General features: G+C 66.4%; 22 protein-coding genes and 1 pseudogene. 13 read left to right on the top strand and 10 right to left on the bottom strand.

The window, feature by feature from the left end:
- Positions 1–69 precede the first annotated feature (69 nt).
- The 7 genes from NWF24_RS02250 (at position 70) to NWF24_RS02220 (ending at position 6,472) form a co-directional block, all read left to right on the top strand.
- A complete protein-coding gene (locus NWF24_RS02250) occupies positions 70–612 on the top strand; it encodes an NUDIX hydrolase (RefSeq protein ID WP_258352803.1) in 543 nt (180 codons plus the stop codon).
- The gene (locus NWF24_RS02245; RefSeq protein WP_258352802.1) at positions 609–1,544 is read left to right on the top strand and encodes a dihydrodipicolinate synthase family protein; all 936 of its coding nucleotides are present in this window, start codon (positions 609–611) and stop codon (positions 1,542–1,544) included. The genes NWF24_RS02250 and NWF24_RS02245 overlap by 4 nt, the downstream gene beginning before the upstream one ends.
- A gap of 22 nt (positions 1,545–1,566) precedes the next feature.
- On the top strand, positions 1,567–2,751 hold the full coding sequence (gene rhmD, locus NWF24_RS02240; RefSeq protein WP_258352801.1) for an L-rhamnonate dehydratase: 1,185 nt from the start codon (positions 1,567–1,569) through the stop codon (positions 2,749–2,751).
- A 12-nt stretch (positions 2,752–2,763) separates the two neighbouring features.
- Entirely contained in the window at positions 2,764–3,093 is a 330-nt protein-coding gene (locus NWF24_RS02235; RefSeq protein WP_258352800.1) for an L-rhamnose mutarotase, read from the top strand.
- Positions 3,094–3,106: 13 nt separating this feature from the next.
- Positions 3,107–3,877 carry an SDR family NAD(P)-dependent oxidoreductase gene (locus NWF24_RS02230; RefSeq protein ID WP_258352799.1) on the top strand — a complete coding sequence of 257 codons (771 nt, stop codon included), beginning with the start codon at positions 3,107–3,109 and terminating at the stop codon, positions 3,875–3,877.
- Entirely contained in the window at positions 3,874–4,767 is an 894-nt protein-coding gene (locus NWF24_RS02225; protein WP_258352798.1) for an amidohydrolase family protein, read from the top strand. The genes NWF24_RS02230 and NWF24_RS02225 overlap by 4 nt, the downstream gene beginning before the upstream one ends.
- A gap of 76 nt (positions 4,768–4,843) precedes the next feature.
- Entirely contained in the window at positions 4,844–6,472 is a 1,629-nt protein-coding gene (locus NWF24_RS02220) for a peptide chain release factor 3 (protein ID WP_258352797.1), read from the top strand.
- Between the two features lie 7 nt (positions 6,473–6,479).
- On the opposite strand, the gene NWF24_RS02215 is transcribed toward NWF24_RS02220, so the two are convergent.
- The 3 genes and pseudogenes from NWF24_RS02215 to NWF24_RS02205 all read right to left on the bottom strand — a co-directional run.
- Positions 6,480–7,283, bottom strand: a complete 804-nt coding sequence (locus tag NWF24_RS02215) for an ABC transporter permease (RefSeq protein ID WP_258352796.1) — start codon at positions 7,281–7,283, stop codon at positions 6,480–6,482.
- Between the two features lie 86 nt (positions 7,284–7,369).
- Positions 7,370–8,152, bottom strand: a complete 783-nt coding sequence (locus tag NWF24_RS02210) for an ABC transporter permease (protein WP_258355224.1) — start codon at positions 8,150–8,152, stop codon at positions 7,370–7,372.
- Between the two features lie 65 nt (positions 8,153–8,217).
- Positions 8,218–9,066: pseudogene (locus NWF24_RS02205) on the bottom strand (ABC transporter ATP-binding protein); the annotation flags it as partial.
- A 243-nt stretch (positions 9,067–9,309) separates the two neighbouring features.
- Here NWF24_RS02205 and NWF24_RS02200 point away from each other — a divergent pair.
- Positions 9,310–10,167 carry an HAD-IIB family hydrolase gene (locus NWF24_RS02200; protein ID WP_258352794.1) on the top strand — a complete coding sequence of 286 codons (858 nt, stop codon included), beginning with the start codon at positions 9,310–9,312 and terminating at the stop codon, positions 10,165–10,167.
- 50 nt (positions 10,168–10,217) lie between these two features.
- Here NWF24_RS02200 and NWF24_RS02195 read toward each other — a convergent pair whose 3' ends face one another.
- Both NWF24_RS02195 and NWF24_RS02190 read right to left on the bottom strand, forming a co-directional pair.
- The gene (locus NWF24_RS02195) at positions 10,218–11,429 is read right to left on the bottom strand and encodes a porin (protein WP_258352793.1); all 1,212 of its coding nucleotides are present in this window, start codon (positions 11,427–11,429) and stop codon (positions 10,218–10,220) included.
- A gap of 189 nt (positions 11,430–11,618) precedes the next feature.
- On the bottom strand, positions 11,619–12,866 hold the full coding sequence (locus tag NWF24_RS02190; protein WP_258352792.1) for an MFS transporter: 1,248 nt from the start codon (positions 12,864–12,866) through the stop codon (positions 11,619–11,621).
- Between the two features lie 88 nt (positions 12,867–12,954).
- Here NWF24_RS02190 and NWF24_RS02185 point away from each other — a divergent pair, with 88 nt between their 5' ends.
- A complete protein-coding gene (locus NWF24_RS02185; protein ID WP_258352791.1) occupies positions 12,955–13,530 on the top strand; it encodes a TetR/AcrR family transcriptional regulator in 576 nt (191 codons plus the stop codon).
- Between the two features lie 129 nt (positions 13,531–13,659).
- Here the strand turns inward: NWF24_RS02185 and NWF24_RS02180 are convergent, their stop codons facing one another.
- From NWF24_RS02180 to NWF24_RS02160, 5 genes are all read right to left on the bottom strand, one after another.
- Positions 13,660–14,736 (bottom strand): Fic family protein, encoded by a 1,077-nt coding sequence (locus NWF24_RS02180; protein ID WP_258352790.1) that lies wholly within the window; start codon positions 14,734–14,736, stop codon positions 13,660–13,662.
- Positions 14,737–14,849: 113 nt separating this feature from the next.
- The gene (locus NWF24_RS02175) at positions 14,850–15,824 is read right to left on the bottom strand and encodes a tripartite tricarboxylate transporter substrate binding protein (RefSeq protein WP_258352789.1); all 975 of its coding nucleotides are present in this window, start codon (positions 15,822–15,824) and stop codon (positions 14,850–14,852) included.
- Positions 15,825–15,978: 154 nt separating this feature from the next.
- Positions 15,979–17,019, bottom strand: a complete 1,041-nt coding sequence (locus NWF24_RS02170) for a histone deacetylase family protein (protein ID WP_258352788.1) — start codon at positions 17,017–17,019, stop codon at positions 15,979–15,981.
- Between the two features lie 34 nt (positions 17,020–17,053).
- Entirely contained in the window at positions 17,054–18,103 is a 1,050-nt protein-coding gene (locus NWF24_RS02165; protein WP_258352787.1) for an ornithine cyclodeaminase, read from the bottom strand.
- 149 nt (positions 18,104–18,252) lie between these two features.
- Positions 18,253–19,662, bottom strand: a complete 1,410-nt coding sequence (locus NWF24_RS02160) for an aminotransferase-like domain-containing protein (RefSeq protein WP_258352786.1) — start codon at positions 19,660–19,662, stop codon at positions 18,253–18,255.
- Positions 19,663–19,825: 163 nt separating this feature from the next.
- On the opposite strand from NWF24_RS02160, the gene gabT reads away from it, so the two are divergent.
- The 4 genes from gabT (at position 19,826) to NWF24_RS02140 (ending at position 24,629) form a co-directional block, all read left to right on the top strand.
- Positions 19,826–21,118 (top strand): 4-aminobutyrate--2-oxoglutarate transaminase, encoded by a 1,293-nt coding sequence (gene gabT, locus NWF24_RS02155; protein WP_258352785.1) that lies wholly within the window; start codon positions 19,826–19,828, stop codon positions 21,116–21,118.
- Positions 21,119–21,148: 30 nt separating this feature from the next.
- Positions 21,149–22,252, top strand: coding sequence for an ABC transporter ATP-binding protein (locus NWF24_RS02150; protein WP_258352784.1), 1,104 nt, complete (start codon positions 21,149–21,151; stop codon positions 22,250–22,252).
- Between the two features lie 61 nt (positions 22,253–22,313).
- Positions 22,314–23,342 carry an ABC transporter substrate-binding protein gene (locus NWF24_RS02145; protein ID WP_258352783.1) on the top strand — a complete coding sequence of 343 codons (1,029 nt, stop codon included), beginning with the start codon at positions 22,314–22,316 and terminating at the stop codon, positions 23,340–23,342.
- A gap of 30 nt (positions 23,343–23,372) precedes the next feature.
- Positions 23,373–24,629, top strand: coding sequence for an ABC transporter permease (locus tag NWF24_RS02140; protein WP_258352782.1), 1,257 nt, complete (start codon positions 23,373–23,375; stop codon positions 24,627–24,629).
- The last annotated feature ends 3 nt before the right edge of the window (positions 24,630–24,632 follow it).

The raw sequence follows: 24,632 nt of genomic DNA, 5'->3' as shown, positions 1-24,632 counted from the left end.
TACCGCCATTCGCAAACGGGGTGCCACAGAGGAGACCTTCTTTAACCCTACGTCACAGGATGAATGAAAATGTCTTGGAATGAAGCACTGATAGATGAAGAAATTTCCATCTTGCAAAGAATTCGCTCCGACGTAGGAGCGAGGGTATTGCCGCAGCGGCTTTACGAGGAATTTGTAAAGACCTACAAGAAAATATCCACCGAACTGGTGATCTTCGATGAAGACGGCAATGTCTGGCTGACCCAGCGGCCGAGCAAAGAGAGGCAGCCCGACGAGCCCTTCGCAGGGCAATGGCACAACCCCGGTGTCATGCACAATTTCAATGAATCCATCGACAACGCCTGGGAACGGCTGTGCAAGGACGAATTGGGATCAGGCGTGGTAGCCGACGGGCCCCAATTCATCAAGATCCTTGAATTCAGCGAATCCAAGCGGGGGCATTACCTGTCGCTGCTCTATATCACGCGCTACCGCAGCGGCAAATTGACGAGCAGCACACCTTCGGGTTTTTACAAGCCGAGCGATCTGCCAAGACCGATCTTCGAGCCACACGAGAAATTGATCATTCCCGAGGCGGTCAAGGCGGCGGCGTCCCTCGGGTGGCTGCAATGATGCGCTCCGGACAGCGCAAGGCGCGGTATACCGGCGCATTTTCGGTCGCCCCGACGATTTTCGACGAGCGGGGCGAACTCGATCTCGACGGCCAGAAGCGCTGCATCGATTTCATCATCGAAGCGGGCGCCGACGGGCTGTGCATATTGGCCAATTATTCGGAGCAATTCGCCCTGTCGGACCGCGAGAGGGAAATTCTCACCGCCACGATCTTCGAGCATGTGGCCGGACGCGTGCCGGTCATCGCGACCACCAGCCACTTCAGTTCCCAGATCTGCGCCGAGCGCAGCAAACGCGCCGCGCAGGCCGGAGCGGCCATGGTCATGATCATGCCGCCGTACCACGGGGCCACCATCCGGGCCAGCGAGTCCGGGGTGGGGGAGTTCTACCGGCGCGTGGCCGACGGCCTCGACATACCGATCATGTTGCAGGACGCCCCGATGAGCGGCACGCCGCTGTCCGCTGCCTTTCTGGCGCAGCTGGCGCACGACGTGCCGGCGGTCTGCTATTTCAAGATCGAGGTGGCGCAGTCGGCCGGCAAGCTGCGCGAGCTGATCCGCCTGGGCGGCGATGCCATCGAGGGACCGTGGGACGGCGAGGAGGCCATCACGCTGTTCGCCGACCTGGAAGCCGGTGCGACTGGCGGCATCCTGGGCGCCGGCTATCCCGACGGCCTGCAACCGATCATTCGCGACTACCTCGCGGGGAACCGCGAACAGGCGATGCGCGGCTACGAGCGATGGCTGCCCCTCATCAACTACGAGAACCGGCAATGCGGCCTGCTGGCCAGCAAGGCATTGATGAAGGCCGGCGGAATCATCCGCTGCGACATGGCGCGGCATCCGATCCCCGCGCTGCATCCCGCGACCGAAGCCGGGCTGATCGAAATCGCCCGCAACCTCGACGCGATGGTTCTGCGCTGGGCGCATTGACCCCGGAAGAAAGGTGCTGCCCATGACTTCCCAGACCATCAAACAGGTTCGCGCCTACACCTTGCGTGGAGGCGGGGCCGACTACCACGACCAGTCCGACGGGCACTGGATCGACGATCACATCTCGACGCCGATGAGCAAGTACCCCGAATACCGCCAGAGCCGCCGCAGCTTCGGCATCAACGTGCTCGGCACGCTGGTGGTGGAAGTCGAGGCGAGCGACGGCACCGTGGGCTTCGCGGTCACGACCGGCGGCGAGCCGGGGGCCTTCATCGTGGAGAAGCACCTGGCGCGCTTCATCGAAGGCGCCCGCGTCACCGACGTCGAGAAGATCTGGGACCAGATGTACCAGTCGACCCTCTACTACGGCCGCAAGGGCATCGTGCTGAACACGCTCTCCGCGGTCGACCTCGCGCTCTGGGACCTGATGGGCAAGCTGCGCCAGGAGCCGGTGCACCAGTTGCTCGGCGGCGCCGTGCGCAACGAACTGCAGTTCTATGCCACCGGCGCGCGCCCGGACCTCGCCAAGCAGATGGGGTTCATCGGCGGCAAGCTGCCGCTGCAGCACGGCCCGGCCGAAGGCGAGGAAGGCCTGCGGCGCAACCTCGAGAAGCTGGCCCACATGCGCGAGCAGGTCGGCCCCGACTTCTGGCTGATGTACGACTGCTGGATGAGCCTGGACCTCAACTACGCCACGCGGCTGGCGCACGCTGCCGCCGACTTCAAGCTCAAGTGGATCGAAGAGGCGCTGCCGCCGGACGACTATTGGGGCTATGCGGCGCTGCGCAAGAACATGCCCGCCGGCATGATGGTCTCGACCGGCGAGCACGAGGCCACGCGCTGGGGCTTCCGCCTGCTCCTCGAGATGGGATGCTGCGACATCATCCAGCCCGACGTGAACTGGTGCGGCGGCCTCACGGAGTTGATCAAGATCTCCGCGCTGGCCGACGCGCATGGTGCGCTGGTGGTGCCGCACGGCTCGTCGGTCTACAGCTATCACTTCGTCATCACGCGGCACAACAGCCCGTTTGCCGAGTTCCTGATGATGGCGCCCAAGGCCGATGAGGTGGTGCCGATGTTCAACCCGTTGCTGCTCGACGAACCGATTCCGCAGCAGGGGCGAATGTCGGTGAACCAGCTCGACAAGCCGGGCTTCGGGGTGCGCCTGAATCCGGAATGCTTGCTGGAGCGGCCCTACAGCCATTGAGGTGCTCAAGCGATGCCCGTGCGATCTTTCAGGCTCCAGCTGAACCCGGGCCAGGCGGTGGAATACCGTCGCCGGCACGATGCCTTGTGGCCCGAGCTGGCAGCGTTGCTGCAGGAGGCCGGCATCGAGGACTACCGCATCTTTCTCGACGAGACGGACGGCGCGCTCTACGGTGTCATGCACTACCGGCGCGACGACCTGCTCGAAGCGCTGCCCCATTCGCCCGTGATGCAGCGCTGGTGGGCCTACATGGCGGACATCATGCAGACCCACCCCGATCATTCCCCCGTCAGCGTCGAGCTGCTGCCGGTCTTCGCCTTTTCGCCCGAATCACCCACCTGAAGGAGCACCGCACATGCTGCTTGCCGACAAGACCGTGATCGTGACCGGCGCCTCGCGCGGCATCGGCCGCGCCGTGGCGCTGGAATGCGCGCGCCAGGGAGCGCGCGTCGTCATAGGGCACAGCGGCAGTGCCCAGGGCCGCACGGCCGCCTTCTCGCTGATGGAGGAAATCTCCGGCTTCGGCGGCCACGGCATCGAAGTGGGCAGCGATGCCGCCGACCTGGACACCGGCGGCAGGCTGGTCGCGGCGGCGCTCGACGCCTTCGGGAGCGTGGACGTGTTCGTCAACAACGCCGGCATCTGCCCCTTCCATTCCTTTCTCGACATGCCCCGCGAGACCTACCTGCGCACGGTCGACACCAACCTGAACGGAGCCTACTTCGCAGTCCAGGCCGCCGCCAACCAGATGAAGAAGCAGGGCAACGGCGGCGCCATCATCGCCGTGAGCTCCATCAGCGCGCTGGTCGGGGGTGGCATGCAGACGCACTACACACCGACCAAGGCAGGGCTGCACTCGCTGATGCAGTCCTGCGCCATCGCGCTCGGGCCGTACGGCATCAGATGCAACACCGTGCTGCCAGGCACCATCGCCACCGACATCAACCAGGAAGACCTGGCCGACGAGGAAAAGCGCGCCTACATGATCCGGCGCACCACGCTGGGCCGGCTGGGCGCGCCCGAGGACATCGCGGGCCCGGTCGTCTTTCTGGCGTCGGACATGGCCCGCTATGTCACGGGCGCCGCGCTGCTGGTGGATGGCGGCATGTTCGTCAATCTGCAATGACGCCCGAGCTCTGGCTGGAAGCGCCCGCCGCGGGTTCGGGCATCTACACCGGACCGATCGTCGATTCGCACATTCACCTGTTCGACCCTCGCCGCCCGCAAGGCATTCCGTGGCCTCCGAAGGGCGATGCGATCCATCGGCCCACGCTCCCTGCGGACTACTTCGCCGTGTCGAAGAAGCACGGCGTCACCGGTGCCATCGCCGTCGAAGCCAGCCCTTGGCATGACGACAATTTCTGGCTGCTGGAAACGCTGCGCGACGACGCCAGGATGCTCGGCTTCGTCGGCAACCTGCTGCCCGGCGCGGGCGACTTTCTCCCCACGCTGGAACGGCTGGCGGCCGAGCCGCTGTTCCTCGGCATCCGGTGCGGCAACCTCTGGGATCGCGACCTGCGCGAAGATGTTCGAAGCCCCGCGTTCATCGACGGCCTGCGCGCGCTGGCCAAGAGCGGCCGCAGCCTCGACAGCGCCAACCCCGATGCACGGCTGATCGAGGCCCTGCTGGAGATCGCCCACCAGGTGCCGGAACTGAGGATCGTGGTCGACCACCTGCCCGGCGCCGTTATCCCGACTCATCAGGAACAGACCTTCCTGCACAACCTGCGGGCGCTGGCGGCGCACCCTGGGGTGTTCGCGAAGATCTCCCAGATTCCCTTGAACGCGAGCGACTCGGCACAGGCCCGCAACCGCCTGGACACCCTGTGGGAACTGTTCGGCGAAGACCGGTGCCTGTTCGGCAGCGACTGGCCCAACAGCCTGCGCGCGGCCCCGTTTCGCGACATTCTGGGCTCGGCCCTGTGGTTCATGCGGGACAAGACCGGGCAGGCGAAGACGAAGTTCTTTTCGACGAACTCGGCCCGCGCATACCGCTGGAGCGGCATCCGGGATTGACGCTGTCTGCCCCTCGGCCGGGGCTGCCACGGGGCGACCTTCTAAAATCGCGGCATTCCCCCGCAGATTGCCCACCTTGTCTTTTGTTGCCGAAACCCGCCGCCGCCGCACCTTCGCGATCATTTCCCACCCTGACGCCGGCAAGACCACGCTGACCGAAAAGCTGCTGCTTTTCTCCGGCGCGATCCAGATCGCCGGTTCGGTGAAGGCGCGCAAGGCCTCGCGCCATGCCACCTCCGACTGGATGGAAATCGAAAAGCAGCGCGGCATCTCGGTGGCCTCGTCGGTCATGCAGATGCTGTACCGCGACCACGTGATCAACCTGCTCGACACGCCCGGCCACAAGGACTTCTCGGAAGACACGTACCGCGTGCTCACGGCCGTCGACTCGGCGCTGATGGTGATCGACGCGGCCAACGGCGTGGAAGCGCAGACGCGGCGGCTGATCGAGGTTTGCCGCCAGCGCGACACGCCCATCATCACCTTCGTCAACAAGATGGACCGTGAAGTGCGCGAGCCGCTGGACATCCTCGACGAGGTGGAGCGCGAGCTCGGCATGCCCTGCGTGCCCATGACCTGGCCCGTGGGCCAGGGCAAGACCTTCCGCGGGATCATGAACCTGCGCACGCAGGCGATGACGGTGTTCGAGTCGGGCAGCGAACGGCTGCCGCAAGACTTCGAAACCATTCCGCTGAGCGAGCGCGACACGCTCACCAAGCGCTTCGGCGCCGACTTCGAGACTGCCATGGACAGCATGGAGCTGGCCACCGGCGCATCGCCCACCTGGGACCGCGAAGCCTTCCTGGCCGGCAAGCAGACGCCCGTGTTCTTCGGCTCCGGCGTGAACAACTTCGGTGTGATGGAAGTGCTCGACGCACTGGTCGACCTGGCGCCTTCACCGCAGTCGCGCATCAGCACCACCATGGTCAACCGCCAGCCGGTGGTCAAGGAGATCCAGCCCGAGGACAAGGACTTCGCGGGCGTAGTCTTCAAGGTGCAGGCCAACATGGACGCCAACCACCGCGACCGCATCGCCTTCGTGCGCATGGCCTCGGGCAAGTACACGCCGGGCATGAAGCTCAAGGTGCAGCGCACCTCGAAGGAACTGCGCCCCACCAGCGTCGTGACCTTCATGAGCCAGCGCCGCGAGGCGGTCGAAGAGGCCTACGCGGGCGACATCGTGGGCTTCACCACGCACGGCGGCGTGCAGCTGGGCGACACCATCACCGATGGCGCGAGCCTGCAGTTCACCGGGCTGCCCTTCTTCGCGCCCGAGCTGTTCATGACGGTGATCTTGAAGAACCCGCTGCGCACCAAGCAGCTGCAGCAGGGCCTGGCCCAGCTCGGCGAAGAAGGCGCGATTCAGGTGTTCCGCCCCGAAGTGGGTGGCCCGATGCTGCTGGGCGCGGTCGGCCAGCTTCAATTCGAAGTGGTGCAGCACCGCCTGAAGGCCGAGTACGACGCCGACGTGCGGCTCGAAGGTTGCCAGTACACCGGCGCACGCTGGATCACGGCTGACACCCCAGCCGAGCTGCGCGAGTTCGTCAACGCGTACCCGGTGCGCATGGCCAAGGACGCGGCCGATACGCTGGCCTTCCTGTGCACTTCGCCGTACGACGTGCGGCTGGCGCAGGAGCGGTTTCCGAAGATTCACTTTCATCCGCTGCGGGAGCATGCGGGGTTGGCGCTGCAGAGCGCCGGTTGATGGCGCGCTAGCTGCCCGTCGACGCGTAGTGGCGCAACCCGAAGCGCCAAGCCCCGAAAGCCGCCGCGAGAAACACGAATCCTGCGAGCGGCGACACCATGCCTACCCACCCGGGCGCCCCCAGCGGATCGGCCTTGCCCAGAATTGCCAGCACCGGGTAATAAGCCACGCAGGCCAGCGGCACGATGAAGGTCAGCACGCGGCGGAACCACTGCGCATACAGCGCCAACGGGTACTGCGCCGCCTGCACACCGCCATAAGTCAGCACATTGGCGATCTCCAGGCTCTCGACGGTCCAGAACGACAGCGTGCCCTGCAGCACGAGGATGCCCAGGAACAGCGCGATGCCGCCGGCAATGGCGAACAGCGCGATCGTCACCGTGGCCGGAGTCCATGCGATGGCCGCCTGATGCGTGGCGAACACGATCACCGCCACACCCTGCAGCAGGCGCCCTGCGCGGCTGATACGGAAGTCGTTGCCCATCAGTTGCAGCGCGAGCGAACGGGGGCGCAGCAGCAGGCGGTCGAAGGCACCTGTGCGCAGGAACTCCGTGCCGAGCACGTCGAAGCCGCGGCCCAGCGCATCGGCCAGCGCGAACATGCAGTTCACCAGCCCGTAGAACAACGCCACCTCGCCGATGTGCCAGCCCTGCACTTCACCGAAGCGATGGAACAGCGCCCAGACGGCGATCACCTCGATGCCGGAACCGAGGAACTGGCCTAGCGTCAGCATCAGTGCCGAAGCCGGGTAGCGGGCCTGGGCTGCGATGGAGGTGCGGACCAGTCGGAAGAAAAGAGGTAGCGAGCGCATCTCAGTGGCTTGTGTTCGGGGCGCGTGCGAATGACACCGGGTACTCCCCGAAAACAATGCAGCAAATCAAAAGACAAGCGTCCACCCTAGCCACCCTGGATCTGCAGACTGCGCATGGTCCGCCCCATCGCGAGGCGACCTAACGTGACCAGCGTGACGATCCAGAAGCACTGCAGCCCCAACCCGCCCAGCGCATGCCAGCCGCTCAACTGCCCGAAGTACAGCCGCGCCGGAATGTCCATCAGCCCAGCCAACGGTTGGATCAGCAACGCGGTCTGCCAGGCGTCCGGCAGCAACGCGAGCGGCAGCAGATTGCCCGAGAGCACGATGACCACGGGAGTCGCCATGGCGCTGATGCCGCGCTCGTTCAGTGCCGCCGTGATCGCCACATTGAGCAGCATCACCATCGCAGTCGAAAGCAGCAGCGCGAGCAGCACCGACAACAAAAATGCGACACCCGCCGCCGCACTCGCGGGCAGTTGCCAGGCCCAATCGCCCAACCCCATCAACGGCAACGCGACCGCAGCAAAGGCAGCCATCAACGCCATGCGGGGTAGCACACGCGCGGCGATCCAGCCGGCGCTGCGCGCGAACCACAGCGCGTAGGCGTCCACGGGGCGCAGCCGATCGTAGGCCACCGCGCCGGTGCGCACTGCCTGCGCCACCTCCGGATCGCCGAGCCACGGCAGCAGCACCAATAGTCCCTGCGCGAGCCAAGTGTAGGTGATGGCCTGTGCGAGCGACATAGGCGAACCCGCGCCCGCAATGGCCGTCCCGCCATAGAAGGCCGCGAACACCATCACCTTGATTCCGCCCCACCAGCACTGCGTCGCAAAGCCCGCGAGCGCGGCGGTGCGGTACTGCAGCATCTGCAGGAAGCGCGACGCGAAGGCCGCGAAGTAGGGCCGCGCAAGATCGCGCGGGCTGGTCGCCGTCACGCTTCGGCCGCTCCATGCATGGCATAGAAGCGCGCGATGACGGCCTCGATGGCCAGGCCTTCGAGGCGGATGTCCTCCACCGCATGCTCTGCCGCGATGCGCGCGATCAATGCCGGAGCGGTGGTCACCGCGGGGTCGAAGTCCAGCACCAGCGTCTGGCCGTCGCGCGAGTGCACCTTCGCTCCGGCCACCTGCGACGGCAGCACCGCGTCCTGCGCAAAGTCGACCACCAGCCGGCGCTCGGCCATCACCTGCGCGCGCAGCGCCTCCACCGGGCTGTCGGCCAGCACGCGGCCGTGGCCGATGACGATCACGCGGCGGGCCAGCGCCTCGATGTCATGCATGTCGTGCGTGGTCAGCAGCACGGTGGTGCCGCGCTCGCGGTTGGCGCGGCGCACGAAGTCGCGCACGGCGAGTTTCGACGGCGCATCGAGCCCGATGGTCGGCTCGTCGAGAAAAAGAATGTCAGGTTCGTGCAACAGCGCCGCCGCGATTTCGGCGCGCATGCGCTGGCCCAGCGAGAGCTGGCGCACCGGCTGGTCGAGCACGCGCTCCAGATGCAGCAGCGCGACCAGTTCGTCGCGCGTGCGGCGGTAGCGCACCGGGTCCACGCGGTAGATGTCGCGCAGCAGGTCGAAGCCGTCGCCCACCGGGAGGTCCCACCACAGCTGCGTGCGCTGGCCGAAGACCACGCCGATGCGCGCCACGTGGCGCTCGCGGTCTGCAAACGGGTCGCGCCCGTCGACTTCCACGCGCCCGCCGTCGGGCCGCAGGATGCCCGAGAGGATCTTGATGGTGGTCGATTTGCCCGCACCGTTCGGCCCGATGAAGCCGAGTAGTTCGCCGCGCTCGAGCGAGAACGAGACGCCCGACAGCGCCTCCACCGTGCGATGGCGGCGCCGCACGAGCCCGCGCAGCGCGCCCAATACGCCCGGGTCGCGCTCGGAGATTCGGTAGGTCTTGCGGAGGTGGTCGACGAGGATGTGAGGCATGAAGGCGCCGCGCCGGCCTCGATGGCGCGGCGGGGGCGGGATGCTACACGAAGAAGGCACAAGTACGATCACCGACTCCCCCCAACATTCCTCGCCATGCCCTCGCTGCCCGCCTCGCCCCACCACCTGTTGCCGCTGACCCGCTGGGAGGCGACAGCACGCAGCGCGCTCGTCGGCGTCTTCACCGACATCGACGACACGCTGACCCACGAAGGCGCGATCACGCCCGATGCGCTGCAGGCGCTGGGCGATCTCAAGGCCGCGGGGCTGTCGGTGGTGGCAATCACCGGCCGGCCGGTGGGCTGGAGCCTGCCCTTCGTCAACGCCTGGCCCGTCGATGCCATCGTGGCGGAGAACGGCGCGGTAGCGCTGCTGCCCGCGGCCGGTGACCGGGTCTGGAAACGCTACCAGCAGGATGCGACCACGCGCGCGGCCAACTTCGCGCGGATGCAGACCGTGCTGGCGCGCATCGAGCGCGAATTTCCGGGCGTCGGGCGCGCCACCGATTCGCCGGGGCGCGAGACCGACATCGCCATCGACCACAGCGAGTTCGTGCAGTTGAGCGACGCCACCATCGCGCAGGTGGTGGCGCTGATGCGCAGCGAGGGCATGCACGCCACCGTCAGCAGCATCCACATCAACGGCTGGTACGGCGACAACGACAAGCTCGAAGGCGCGCGCTGGATCGTGCGCGAGCTGTGGGGCCGCACGCTCGACGACGAAATGGACCGCTGGGCCTACGTGGGAGATTCCACCAACGACCAACTGATGTTTCGCACCTTCGCGCACAGCATCGGCGTGGCGAACGTCGCGCGCTTCGTGCCGCAGCTGGAGCACCTGCCGCGCTACGTGACGCAGGGCGAGCGCGGCGCGGGTTTTGCCGAGGCGGCGCGCGCCGTGCTGTCGGCACGAATGCAACAAGGAAATAAAAAAAGCCCGCACGAGGCGGGCTAAAAAGGATCGGTCTAGAGACCCTTGGAGAAAACTCGGGAGGACTCCCCGGCTCAGAACGCGTGGCGAATGCCGAACTCGTAGCCCATCGACGACTTGGGCTGCAGCGCGGCGCGGTTGAACGCGACGACATACGACGGGCCGGCGCCGACCGTGTTGCCCGCGCCGTTCTTGTTGCTGACGCGCGCGATCGTGCCGTAGAGCGCGGTGCGCTTCGACAGGTTGTGCACGTAGCCCAGTGCGAGCTTGTTGGACTTCGGATCGGGGGCGTTCACGACGCCGAGAACCGGCACGCGGTTGAAGTCGTACTTGACCTGCGAGTACGAAGCACGGATCTGGCCCGGGCCGATCGGCACGGTCACGCCGATCAGGTAGCCGGTCAGGTCCACGTCCGGCACACGGGTGAAGGCATTCAGCGGGTCGCGCTGGTCCTTCGAACGCGAGTACTCACCGAACAGCTTGGCCACGCCGAAGTCGTAGGTCGCGCCGAGGTTGAAGGTCTTGATCTTGCCCGGGCGCGCCACGGCCGCGGCGCCAGTGCCGGTCGTGAAGCTCGTGTCGTTCTGCGCGTAGCTGGCAGCCACGTCGAGCGGGCCGGCCGCGTAGCCGACGCGTCCACCGATGTGGCGGCCGGTGTTGGTCTTGTCGGCGCCGGCCACGGAGTCCGGCGAAGTGCGGGTGAGTTCATGCAGGCTGTAGCCCACGTTGCCGTAGAAGCCACCCAGGTTGCGCGGCAGGAAGTACTGCACCATGTTGCCGGCGCGCTTGTACGTGCTGTTGCTGCCGTAGCCGGTGCCCGACACGCTGGTTTCGTTGGCGTCGATGATCAGCGAGCCGCCGATGCCGGTGTCGGCGAACGGATCGAACTGCTCTTCGTTCAGCACGGTGGCGGTCTTGTCGCGGCCGAGGCGGATCTCGCCGAAGCTGCCGGCAAGGCTCACCGTCGAGCGGCGGCTGAAGTTGCTGAGGCCAGTGGCGCCGTCGTCGTTGGTGATCGGGGATTCGAGCCAGAAGCTGGCCGACAGGCCGCCGCCCAGATCTTCCACGCCGCGGAAGCCGAGGCGGCTGGAGCTCAGGCCCGAATTGGCCAGTTCGGTGCGGCTGGCCTTCACGCTGTAGAAGGGGCCGAAGGGGTTCGTCGATTCGCTCTTGTTCGATACGTTGCGGTAGGCGGCGTCGACCACGCCGAACAGCGTTACGGTCGATTGCGCCGACGCGGCACCGCAAGCCGCCAAGGCAGCCAGAACAAGCAGGGATTTTTTCATTCGTATCACTCCAGGATGGGGAATTCGTCGCTCCGTATCGGGCGCGACAGTTAAGAAGTCCGGGCTTTGGCGCCACAGGACTGCATCCGAGTGTTTCTTCGCTAGAAGACGAATGAATTACATAGGGTTAACGCTTGATTGACGAAGGGGTACCGCACTTGACATGTGTGCGCTGCGCGCCCATGCGCGTCAATGCGCGCCGCGGCGCAACACCGACCACTGGCTCCAGACGCCGAAAGCAGCGATCAGCAGCAACACCGCCGCGTAGCCTTCCGTCGTGTTCAGCAACCCCAGCGGTGCCACCAGGAAACCCGCCAGCATCGCGGGCAGGCTGAACGCGAGATAGCTCACGACGAAGATCGCCGCGAACAATTCGCCGCGCTCGTGCGATTGCGCCAGTGGCGCCAGCGTTTGCACCAGCGCCGAGAACGCACCGCCGAAGCCGATGCCCGCCACAGCGGTGCCGACGAAGAACAGCGCAAGCGAACGGGTGGCAAGCGAGGCGAGCAGCAGCCCCAGCCCGACCGCAATGCTGGCCATGCCGAGGATGGCTGGACGAGGTGCAGCGAAGCGGCCGAGCAAGGTCGGCGCAATCGCGCCCATACCGGACAGCACTGCCACCGTGAGGCCGTTGACCACGCCGTTGTCGATGCCGAACACATGCAGCATCAACGACGGCGCGAGCGACAGATACAACCCGCCGAGCGCCCACACCACGACGAACACCGGCAGCCCGCGCGTGAACTCGGCCCGGGCGCGCACAGGAATCGACACGCGCGGCACCAGCGAGGCCAGCGCACCGGCGCGCGGCGTGACGGTTTCGGGCATCCACAGCACCACCGCCGCGCCCAGCGCAAACACCGCGGCCAGCACGCCGAAAACCAGCATCACCGGCTGAACCGAGAACTTCACCGCCACACCCGTCAGCAACGCGCCCAACGCCAGGCCGGCCAGCGGCGACACGCTCGTGATCAGCGCCCCCAGCCGCTTGCGCGAAGCCGGCGCGGCCTCGACCACCGCCGCGCTCAGGGCGCCGCTCGCGATGCCCGTGGCCACGCCCTGCACCACGCGCGCGACGATCAGCCCGCCGATGCCGTGCGCCAGCAGAAAGAGCCCCATCGCCACCGCCTGCAACACCAGCGCCGCCAACACCACCGGCCGCCGGCCGATGTGGTCCGACAGCGAACCCGCCACCAGCAGCGAGATCAGCAACGCAATCGCATAGATGGCAAAAGCCACCGTGAGCAGCGACGACGAGAAGTGCCAGGCGTGCTGGAACACCACGAACAGCGGCGACGGTGCAGCCGCCGCGAAGAAGAAGGCGAACAGCACGGCGGCCAGCAACGGAAAAGCCGCGCGTGCCGGCAGGCGCCAGGGCTTGGCGCGGGCAGCGAGGTCGGAGGTGCTGACCGCGAGGTCGGGGCAGGTGGACGGCATGGCGAATCCTTAACGCAACTTTTTTTGCTTTTGTGATTCTAGACCTGAGAATCAGCTAAAGCAAATATCTTTGCGTTAAAGTCCGAGCATGAACGACATCGCTCTTCCCAACAAACGTCCCGGCGGCCGCAGCGCGCAGGTGCAGGCGCTGGTGCGCACCGCCCTCGAAGAACTCGTGGCCGAACAAGGGCGGGAGCGTGTGACGGTGCCGGCAGTGGCCGAGCGCGCGGGCGTCAGCGCCTCCAGCATCTACCGGCGCTGGGGCGATCTGCAGGGGTTGTTGGCGGAGACGGCCACCCACCGGCTGGACCCGAACCGCCCATTGCCAGACACCGGCGCACTACGGGCCGATCTCGAAGCCTGGGCACGCGAACTCATCGAGCACCTGGCCAAGCCGTGCAACACCTCGCTGCTGAAAGCCGCGGCCGCGCTGGCCAACGGCGATTCAGACACCGACTGCCTGCGCAACCGCCGCAAGGAAGCGCTGACGCTGGTCGAGCAGGCGCGCGCCCGTGGCGAGCACGCGCCGGAGCCGCAGCAGGTGATCGACCACCTGATTGCGCCGATCGTGTTTCGGTTGGTGTTCGGGGGCGACGCCGTGAAGCCGGAACTGGCGGAGCGGCTGGTGGACGAGCTCTTTACGCTAGCTGGCAAAGCCCATTAAAAGCCTTTAATTACCTTGCGCAGCGCCCTCGGGATATGCCAATTGATTCAACACGCCAGTCAAACATGTCTAAAAATCCAATGAAAATCGACATGTTCTTATGACATGTCGATTCCGTCGACATGACCTTCACGCTACCAACTCGTCGAAAAGCGCATCGTTGATGTAGTACTTTTCGCGTCCGCGTCTGTTCTCGCGCAAGACACCCAGCTTGGCCAGCGCCTGCAGGTAACCCGACGCCGTCTGCCGCTTGGCAATGCCCGCATCGACCACGAACTGGATCTTGGTGTACGGGTGCCTGAAGATCACCTCGATCAGGTCCTTGCTGTAAACACCAGGCGCCTCGCGCTGCACGCGTTCGCGAACCTGTTCCATCAGATCGCGAATCCGGTTGACCTGATCGAAGGTCTGCTGCGCCGTGCTTTCGACCGCACGAAGCATGAACAGCAGCCAGTTCTCCCAGTCCTGCGACTCCGTGACGCGGCGCAAGCCGTCGTAGTAGTCCGCCTTGTTCGCGATGATGTAGCGCGACAAGAACAGCACGGGAATGTCCAACAGTCCCTTGTCGACCAGGAAGAGCAGATTCAAGATGCGGCCTGTCCGACCATTGCCATCAGGGAACGGATGGATCGCCTCGAATTGGTAGTGCATCACCGCCATCTTTAGCAGTGGGTCGAGGTCGTCATCGGCGTGGATGAACCTCTCAAGGTTCGCCAGCTTCTCGCGAATGACGGCTTCGCCAACTGGTGGCGTATAGATCACCTCGCCGCGTCCGTTCTTCAAGGCAGTGCCGGGAACGACGCGCACATCGAACTCGATCTGCTTGATGCGCTGGGCGATCTCGACGAACAGATTGATCGCCAGCGGGCGCGTCTTCAATGCATCGAACCCGTGATAGAGAGCCTCGCGGTAGCGCAAGACCTCCTTGGTCTGTGGGTCGGTGTTGCCATCAGCATCAGCATCGGCCCGATACAGCTCGTCATTGGTCGTGACAATGTTCTCGATTTCCGACGACAGCCGTGCCTCCTGCAGCACGACGCTGCTGATCAGGACGGCCTGGTTCGGGATCTGTGCAGCCAGCCCACGTAAATTGGCCAGCACGCGGTTGGCCCCGATCGCCTGCTTGAGCACCGCCTTGCTTTCGAGCTCGAACGCAGGCGGAAGCAAAGGAAGATCATTGAAAGGCTGGCTTCGGTCGAACTTCATTCGGCGTCGCTAAGTGCGAACATGTATAGAAAACGCCGATTTTCATACATGAGCCCTCTGGCATGTTTAAAAAACTGGATTTTTTAAACATGAAACATGCACTACTGGTCAGATCACGAGCCCTTCGCCAGCCCCAACTTGTCGATGATCACCTTCTCGCGCACCACCGTCTCCTGCGCAAACTTGGTGTACGTCGCCGAACTCATGTAGTTCGGCAGCATGTCGTAGCGCCCCAGCGCGGTCACGTAGCTCGGCTCTTCCATGGCTTGCTTGAACGCGTCGTGCAGCTTCTTCACCACTTCGGGCGGCGTGCCCTTGGGTGCGCCGATGCCGAAGGGCGAGTTCTGCACCACGTCGTAGCCCAGCTCCTTCAGCGTGGGCGCATCGGGGAACTTGGCCAGGCGCTTCTCGCCCCAGGTGTTGAGCACGCGCAGCTTGCCGGCCTCGACCTGCGGCGCGAAGCCGGTGCTGTCGGCCGCAGCCATCAGCTGGCCGCTGACCACGGCGAGCATCAGGTCGGCGCTGCCTTTGTAGGGCACGTGCTGCAGTTCGATGCCGGCCTTCTGCGCGACGATCTCGGTCGTCAGGTGCGGGCTGGTCAGCGTGCCGGTGGAGCCGTACGTCAACTTGCCGGGGTTGGCCTTGGCATACGCAACGAAGTCGGCCCAGGTCTTGAAGGGGCTGTTGGCCGGCACGACGATGCCGAAGGCGTAGCCCGTGACGTTGATGACGTACGTGATGTCCTTCAGCGGGTCCCAGTTGATCTTGGTGGTGTAGCCCAGGCGGAACACGCCGAGCGGGATCTGCGCGACGGTGTAGCCGTCGGGCTGCGAGGTCTGCAGCGCCTGCGCGGGCAGCGTGCCGCCGGCGCCGGGCTTGTTGTCGATGATCACCGGCTGGCCGAGGATCTTGCTCGCGTTCTCCGCAAGCTGGCGCATGGTGATGTCGGTCGGGCCGCCGGCCGGGAAAGCGATCACCAGCTTGATGGGCTTGGCGGGAAAGCCTTGCGCGAACGCCGCCATGGGAGAAACGAGGCCGCAAGCGGCGAGCGCGGCGGCGGCGCGGAGGAATGTGGTGCGGCGGAGCATGGCTGACTGGATCCTGACTTTGAAAGCAAGCGCCGATTGGGCCCCGCCCCGTTGGGGAAGGCAATCGGGGCTCCCCTGATTTCCCGGGGAAAACAGGGCCATTCGCGGCATCCGAGTCGCCTGCGCGTCAGCGCAGCACGAGAGGCGGGCAGGGCTACGCCTGCCCGAAGCCTTCGAGCACGTTCACCGCATTCACGCCCACTTCGGCCACCGCGTAGCCGCCCTCGAAGACAAACACCGTCGGCAGCCCCGCGCGCGCCAGGTCTTCGCCCATGCGCAGGTAGTCGTCGCTCTTGAGCTTGAAGCCCGAGATCGGGTCGCCCTCGAAGGTGTCGACGCCGAGCGAGACCACGAGCGCGCCGGCCTTCACCGCCGCGATGCGCTCGAGCGCGGTCTTCAGCGCCGCGCGCCAGGCCGCGAAGTCCGTGCCGCGCGGCAGCGGCAGGTTGTGGTTGAAGCCTTCGCCCTGCCCCGCGCCGCGCTCGTCGGCGTGGCCCAGGTAGTACGGGTAGTCGGTCAGCGGATCGCCGTGCAGGCTCGCGAAGTGCACGTCGCTGCGCTCATAGAAGATGGCCTGCGTGCCGTTGCCGTGGTGGTAGTCCACGTCGAGCACGGCCACGCGTTCGACGCCCGCGTCGCGCAGCGCCTGCGCCGCGACGGCGGCGTTGTTGAGGAAGCAGTAGCCGCCGAAGAAATCGGCGCCGGCATGGTGGCCCGGCGGCCGCGAGAGCGAGAAGGCCGCGCGCTCGCCGCCGATGACGCGCTGCGCCGCAGTCCACGCACAGGCCGCGCCATGCCGCGCCGCCGCCCAGCTGCCCGCCATCAGCGGCGTGCCCGCATCGAAAGAGAACAGCCCCATGCGCGCCGGAAAGCTCTTCGGCAACACATCGGTGCGCATGCCGCGCGTGGGCCAGTACGAAGGCAGCGCATCGCGCGAAACGTTGGTCGGGTCCAGCGCAACCCACTCTTCCCACGCATGCGCGAGGAAGTCCAGGTAACGCGGAGCATGCACCTTGGCCAGCAGCGCCTCGTCGAAGGCGTCGGGCGTCTGCAGCGCGCCGAGGCCCCTGCGCTCCAGCTCATGCTTCACATGATCGACGCGGGCGGGCACCTCGAAGCACGGCACAAGCTCGCCGCGAAACATCTCGACTTTGCCCTGGTGAAGAACGTGCTGGTCGTTGTAGATGGTGAGCATGGAAAAGCAGGATCGGCGGTGATGAAGCCGCCCATCATGCCGCACGCCGCAGCACCGCCCGGCGCCGGCCCGAGGCCGTGAGACCGAACAGGTCCTTCGGGTCGTCGAGCTCGGGCACCAGCGCAATCTGCTGGCCGATGCCGCGCTCCGTGGCAAGGCGCTGGATGTAGCGCAGCGCCGTGTAGTCCTCCAGCGCGAAGCCCACCGAATCGAACAGCGTGACCTGCGCAGGGGTTTCGCGGCCGGGCACTTCGCCGAGCAGCACGCGCCACAGCTCGTGCACCGGAAAGTCGGCGGGCATCTGCTGGATCTCGCCTTCGACGCGGGTCTGCGGCTCGTACTCGACGAACACGCGCGCCTTGCGCAGCACGTCGGGGTGCAGCTCGGTCTTGCCGGGCGAATCGCCGCCCACGGCGTTGATGTGCATGCCGGGCTCGATCATGTCGGGCGTGAGCACGGTCGCACGCCCCTGGCAGGCGGTGACGGTGGTGACGATGTCGGCGCCGCGCACCGCGTCGGCCACGGAGCGCGCGCGCACGATCTCCAGCGGCGTGCAGGCCGACAGGTGGCGCACCAGCTTGTCGGTGGCGTGCGGGTCGGTGTCGTACACGCGCACTTCCTCGATGCCGAGCAAGGCATGAAAAGCCAGCGCCTGGAATTCGCTCTGCGAGCCGTTGCCGATGAGCGCGAGGCTGCGCGAATCGGGCCTCGCCAGTGCTTGCGCCGCCATGGCCGAAGTGGCGGCGGTGCGCAACGCGGTGGTAAGCGTGAGCTCCGACAGCAGCACCGGGTAGCCCGTGTCGACTTCCGCCAGCACGCCGAAAGCCATGACTGTCGGCAGCCCGACCTGCGTGTTGTGCGGATGCCCGTTGACGTACTTGAAGGCATAGGCGCCGTCGTCGGCCACGGGCATCAGCTCGATCACGCCCAGATGCGAATGGCTGGCCACGCGCGCCTTCTTGTCGAACTCGCGCCACCGCAGGAAGTCGTCGCGCAGCGCATCGGCCAGCGCGGTAAGGAATTGGGGAATGCCGGTCTCGTCCACCAGGCGGACCAGGCTGTGAACATCGATGAAGCGGGTCATGGCGCGGCTCCTTGCGTAGCCCCCGGCACGGCGCTTCATCCCCTCACATGTTCACTCCACCATGGCTGATTCAGGATGCGCCTGCGCCAAGGGTTCGAGCCATTGTGCGCCTGCTTGCTGGCCTTTGCGAGCCCCGGCCGTGCCAGCAGTCAGTCGTGCCTGTGCTCTTCGATGTTGCGCTCAAGAAAGCGCCACAGCCGCTCGTCTTCGCTGAAGGCCACGTTGAAGCGCAGCCAGCCGGTGGGATGCGGGTTGACCAGAAACAGCTGGCCCGGACCGAGCATGATTCCCTCCGCCGCGGCGCGCCGCGAGAGCTCGGCGCTGTCGGCAATGTCCGGGTGCCGGGCCCACAGGTACATGCCAGCCGCGGCTTCATGGAACAGCTCGAAGCCCAACCCGTCCAGCCGCCTCGCGACGCTGCCTTGCGCCTGCGCGAGCCTGTCGCGCAGGGCCTTGAGATGCTTGCGCCAGCGGCCGTCGGTCACGGTGCCGAAGGCCAGGCGCTCGGTGATGTCGGATGAAGTGAGGCCCGAGACCATCTTGAGCTGCGCCAGTTCTTCGAGCAGTTCCGGCTGGGCGACCACATAGCCGACGCGGATGTTCGGCGAGATGGTCTTCGAGTAGCTGCTCACGTAGACCACGCGGCGCAGCTGCCCCAGGCTGGCGAGCGAGGGGCGCATCGATGCGTCCATCTCGGCGTAAATGTCGTTCTCGACCAGCGTGAAGTCGTGCGTCTGGGCCAGCTGCAGCAATTGCACCAGTTGCGGCAGCGAGGCCATCGAGCAGGTCGGGCTCTGCAGCCGGGGCTGGGTGAAGAAGGCCTTGGGCCGGTGCACCGCGAGCAGTGCCTCGAGCGCGGGCATGTCATAGCCCGTCGGGGTGCGCGGCACGCCGATGATCTCCACGCCCAGGAAGCGCAGCATGAACATCAGGTTCGGATAGCCCGGGTCGTCCACCAGCACCGAATCGCCCGGCTTGAGCAGGCGGCGCGCGACCAGGTCCAGCGCCTGGCTGGAACCCTGGGTCAGCAGGACTTGTGCAGCCTCGACCACGATCTGCTGCTCCGACAGCGCCTCGGCCGTTGCCATGCGCAATGCCATGTGGCCGAAAGGCAGGCCGTAGCCGCCGATGTCGGTGCCTTCGGAGGCCAGGTGGCGCAGGCTGCGGCGCATGCCGTCCTCGAACAGCCAGTCGTGCGGCAGCCAGCCGCAGCCGGGCTTGAGCGGCAGGTTGCGGTTCTCGAAGATCTGCTGCAGATACCAGCGGGCGTCGAAGCGGGGGTCCGGGCGGGGCACGCTGGCCGCGCCGGCGACGCTGTCTTCGCTGCGCCGCTTGACGAAGAAGCCCGCGTTGGCGCGCGAGACCAGCAGGCCCTGCGCCACCAGCCGGTCGTAGGCCTCGACCACCGTGAAAACACTGACACCGTGCGCCGCGGCAAAGGCGCGGATCGACGGCAGCTTGCTGTCGGCCTTGAGCTTCTGGGCGCCTATCAGTCCGCGCAGCCCTTCCACGATCTGGCTTACCAGCGGCGTCGGCTGTTCGGGGCGAAGAATGAGCATCGAGGGGCGTCTCTGGCAGACCGGCCTGCACCATATTGAGGAAAGTATGTACAGGATACAAGACCAGTACAGTCTTCCGGGCGATCACTTCCGGTGTACATGGCTGGATCGATTCGCGCGACCTAGAGTGCCGGCTTTCCTTCTCCAAAGCACAGGTCGTACCATGCAACGCGAACCCCACCTCAGCAACGCCGCCCTCATGGCCCGCCGCAGCGCGGCCGTCGCCCGCGGCGTCGGCCAGGCCCATGAAATCTTCGTCAGCCGGGCCGCCAACGCCGAACTGTGGGACGTCGAGGGCCGCCGCTACATCGACTTCGCGGGCGGCATCGCGGTGCTCAACACCGGGCACTGCCACCCGGAGATCAGCGCCGCCGTCAAGGCGCAGGTAGACCTTTATTCGCACACCTGCTTCCAGGTGGTGGCCTACGAGCCCTATGTGGAGCTGGCCGAGCGCCTGAATGCACTGGCGCCGGGCGCGTTCGCGAAGAAGTCGATCTTCCTGAGCACCGGCGCCGAGGCGGTGGAGAACGCCGTCAAGATCGCGCGCGCCCACACCCGGCGCCCCGGCGTCATTGCCTTCACGGGCGGCTACCACGGCCGCACGATGATGACGCTCGGCCTCACCGGCAAGGTGGCTCCCTACAAGATCGGCTTCGGCCCCTTCCCGGGCGAGGTGTTCCATGCGCTGTACCCGAACGCGCTGCACGGCGTGAGCGTGGACGATGCCCTGCATTCGGTCGAGCTGCTGTTCAAGAACGACATCGAGCCCGAGCGCGTGGCGGCCTTCATCCTGGAGCCGGTGCAGGGCGAAGGCGGCTTCTACGTGGCGCCCAACGACTTCGTCGAAGGCCTGCGCGCGCTGGCGGACCGCCACGGCATCCTCATCATTGCCGACGAGGTGCAGACCGGCGCGGGCCGCACCGGCACCTGGTTTGCCAGCGAGCAGTGGCCTGTGGCACCCGACCTGATCACCACCGCCAAGTCGATGGCGGGCGGCTTCCCGATCTCCGGCGTGGTGGGCCGAGCCGAGGTGATGGACGCCCCCGCGCCCGGCGGCCTGGGCGGCACCTATGCCGGCAGCCCCATCGGCTGCGCCGCGGCACTCGCAGTGCTGAAAGTGTTCGACGACGAGCAACTGCTGGCGCGCAGCCGCGCGCTGGGCGAGCGGCTCACGGCCGGCCTGCGCCGCATCGCGGCCGACGTGCCGGCCATCGGCGACGTGCGCGGGCTCGGCGCCATGGTGGCCGTCGAGCTGTTCGAGCAGGGCGACACGTCGCGCCCCGATGCCGCGCTGACCCGCAAGGTGGTCGCGGAGGCGGCGCGGCGCGGGTTAATCCTGCTGTCATGCGGCACCTACGGCAATGTAATTCGCGTACTGGTGCCGCTCACGGCATCCGACTTGCTTGTGGACGAAGGCCTGGCGCTTCTCGCGGACAGCTTCGCCGCACTGCGCTGATCGACAGATCCCTTCCTTAATTTCTCCTCCATGACAGCAGAACCCTTGGTGCGCTTCCAGCGCGTCCAGAAGACCTACGACGGCGAACACCTGGTGGTGCGCCAGCTCGATCTGGACATTCACCGTGGCGAGTTCCTGAGCCTGCTCGGGCCTTCGGGGTCGGGCAAGACCACTACGCTGATGATGCTGGCGGGCTTCGAGTCGCCGACCTCGGGCGAGATCCTGCTCGACGGCAAGCAGATCACCGGCACGCCGCCGCACAAGCGGAACTTCGGCATGGTCTTCCAGAACTACGCGCTGTTCCCGCACCTGAGCGTGGGCCAGAACGTGGCCTATCCGCTCACCGTGCGCAAGGTGCCCAAGGACGAGCAGCAGCGCCGCGTGCAGCGCGCGCTCGACATGGTGCAGCTGCGCGGCATGACCGACCGCCTGCCCGGCCAGCTCTCGGGCGGCCAGCAGCAGCGCGTGGCGCTCGCGCGCGCGCTGGTGTTCGAGCCCCAGCTCGTGCTGATGGACGAGCCGCTCGGCGCGCTCGACAAGCAGCTGCGCGAGCACATGCAGCTCGAGCTCAAGGACCTGCACCGCCAGCTGGGCGTGACCTTCGTCTACGTGACGCACGACCAGGGCGAGGCGCTCACCATGAGCGACCGCGTGGCGGTGTTCAACGAAGGCGTGATCCAGCAGCTGGACACGGTCGACCGGCTGTACGAGACGCCTTCCAACCGCTTCGTGGCCGGCTTCGTCGGCGACAACACCGTGCTGAAGGGCCAGTTGGGCCAACAGGGCCATGGCGGTGAGCACGCCGAGATGAAGCTGCCCGATGGCCGCGTGCTGCACGGGCTCAACGTCAGCGGCGCAGCCGCGGGCGCGACCGTCGAGGCCTGCATCCGCCCCGAGCGCGTGGTGCTGCACCGCAGTCCGCCCGCGCCGCGCGCCAACATGCTCGCCGCCCAGGTGGCGCGCGTCATCTACTTCGGCGACCACCTGCGGCTGCTGTGCAGCGTTGGCGGCGACCAGGCCGAAGCCACCGTGAAGCTGCCGCTGAACGGCCTCGACGGTGCAGCCGCGCCGCAGGCCGGCGAAGCGGTGGTGCTCGAATTTCCGACGGCGCATGCGCGCATCTATGCCTCCTGAATCCGGCTTGTTGTTCCCTCGTTTCCTTTCTTTGCTTTCATCACCCAGGAAGACTTCCACCATGAAAAAGACTCTCCTCGCCTGCACCGTCGCCGCCAGCTTCGCACTGCCGGCCTTTGCCCAGCAGCAGCTCACCGTGGTCAACTTCGGCGGCGCCAACGCCAATGCGCAGAAGAAGGCCTACTACGAGCCCTTCGAGAAGACCGGCACCAAGATCATCCCGGTCGAATACAACGGCGAGCAGGCCAAGATCAAGGCCATGGTCGAGACGAAGAAGGTCACCTGGGACGTGGTCGAGGTCGAGTCGCCCGATGCGGCGCGCGGCTGCGACGAAGGCCTGTTCGAGAAGCTCGACTATTCCAAGATCGGCAGCAAGGCCGACTTCCTGCCGGCCGCCGTCACCGACTGCGGCGTGGGCCTCTTTGTGTGGTCGACCGTGATGGCCTACAACGGCGAAAAGCTCAAGACCGCGCCCAGCAGCTGGGCCGATTTCTGGGACGTGAAGAAGATCCCCGGCAAGCGCGGCATGCGCAAGGGCGCGCGCTACAACCTCGAGTTCGCGCTCATGGCCGACGGCGTGAAGCCGGCCGATGTCTACAAGGTGCTCGGCACCAAGGAAGGCGCCGACCGCGCGTTCAAGAAGCTCACCGAACTCAAGCCGAACATCCAGTGGTGGGAAGCCGGCGCGCAGCCACCGCAGTTCCTGGTGGCCGGCGACGTGGTGCTGACCACCGTCTACAACGGCCGCATCGACGCGGCCAACCGCGAAGGCCGCGACCTCAAGATCTACTGGCCGGGCGGCATCTACGACCTCGACTACCTGGTGATCCCGAAGGGCGCACCGAACAAGGAAGCCTCGCTGAAGTACATCCAGTTCGCGATGCAGCCGGCCAACCAGGCTGTCTATGCCCAGAACATCGCCTATGGCCCCACCAACACCAAGGCGCTGACTTCACTCAGCAGCAAGGTGCTGGCCGACCTGCCGACCTCGTCGAGCAACGCCAAGGATGCGCTGCAGTTCAACGTCGGCTTCTGGGCCGACCAGGGCGAGGCGCTCGAGAAGCGCTTCGCATCCTGGGCCACGCAGTAAACAGGCAAACGAGCGAGCGCGAAAAAGGCCATGCACGCGGCAACGTCTGTCCCCCTGGTTCCAGCAGAAGCGCCGCCCGGCGAACTGCGGCGTGCGCTGGCGCGCGCCGAAGCCCGCCGCAAGTGGCGCGCGTTTGCGCTCACGGTGCCGCTGCTGGTGTTTCTGCTGCTGACGCTGCTGGTGCCCATCGTGGCGCTGCTGCAGCGCGCGGTAGAAAACCCCGAAGTGGCCAACGCGCTGCCGCGCACCGTGCGCGCGCTCGACGGCTGGAACCGCAAGGAGGCGCCCGCGCCAGCGGCCTTTGCAGCCATCGCAGCCGATCTCGGCCAGCTGCCTGACAGCTCCGACGCGGGCGCCCTGGCGCGCCGCCTCAACACCGAGATCGCCGGCGCCCGCTCGCTGGTGATGGGTACCTTCCGTGCGCTGCCCATCGCCGGCACGCCGGAAGAGGTCAAGGCGCGCATGCTGCAGCTCGACCCGCGCTGGGGCGAGGCGCCGTACTGGCAGGCGATCGCCAAGAACGGCTCGCGCTGGACGCCCGACTACCTGCTCGCCTCGGTCGACCTGCGGCGCGACGTGGCCGGCGAGGTCGAGCGCATGCCCGCCGACCAGCGCGCCTTTGCTGGCATCCTGCTGCGCACCTTCCAGATCAGCGCCGTGGTCACCTTCTTCTGCCTGCTGCTGGCCTATCCGCTGGCGTGGTGGCTATCGACGCTGCCCGCGCGCAAGGCCAACGTGCTGATGATCCTGGTGCTGGTGCCGTTCTGGACTTCCATCCTGGTGCGCGTGGCGGCCTGGATCGTGCTGCTGCAGTCCGAGGGGCTGGTCAACCGAGGCCTCATGGGCATCGGCCTGATCGACCATCCGCTGGCGCTGCTGTTCAACCGCACCGGCGTGATCATCGCGATGGTGCACATCCTGCTGCCCTTCATGATCCTGCCGCTGTACAGCGTCATGAAGAGCGTGCCGCCCACCTACCTGCGCGCGGCCGTCTCGCTGGGCAGCTCGCCGCTGGCGGCCTTCTTCCGCGTGTACGTGCCGCAGACCTATCCGGGCATCGGCGCCGGCGCGCTGCTGGTCTTCATCCTCGCTATCGGCTACTACGTGACGCCGGCGCTGCTCGGCGGCGCGGACGACCAGATGCTGAGCTACTACATCGCGCGCTACACCAACGTCGAAATCAACTGGGGCATGGCATGCGCGCTGGGCTCCGTGCTGCTCGTCGCCACGCTGATTCTGTATGCCGTGTACCGCCGCATCGGCAAGGCCGAGCTGAGCCTGGGCTGAGCC

It is taken from the genome of Variovorax paradoxus (assembly GCF_024734665.1).
Lineage (GTDB): Bacteria > Pseudomonadota > Gammaproteobacteria > Burkholderiales > Burkholderiaceae_C > Variovorax.
The sequence above is the reverse complement of the archived record's forward strand: the minus strand, read 5'-3'. Positions and strand labels throughout refer to the sequence as shown.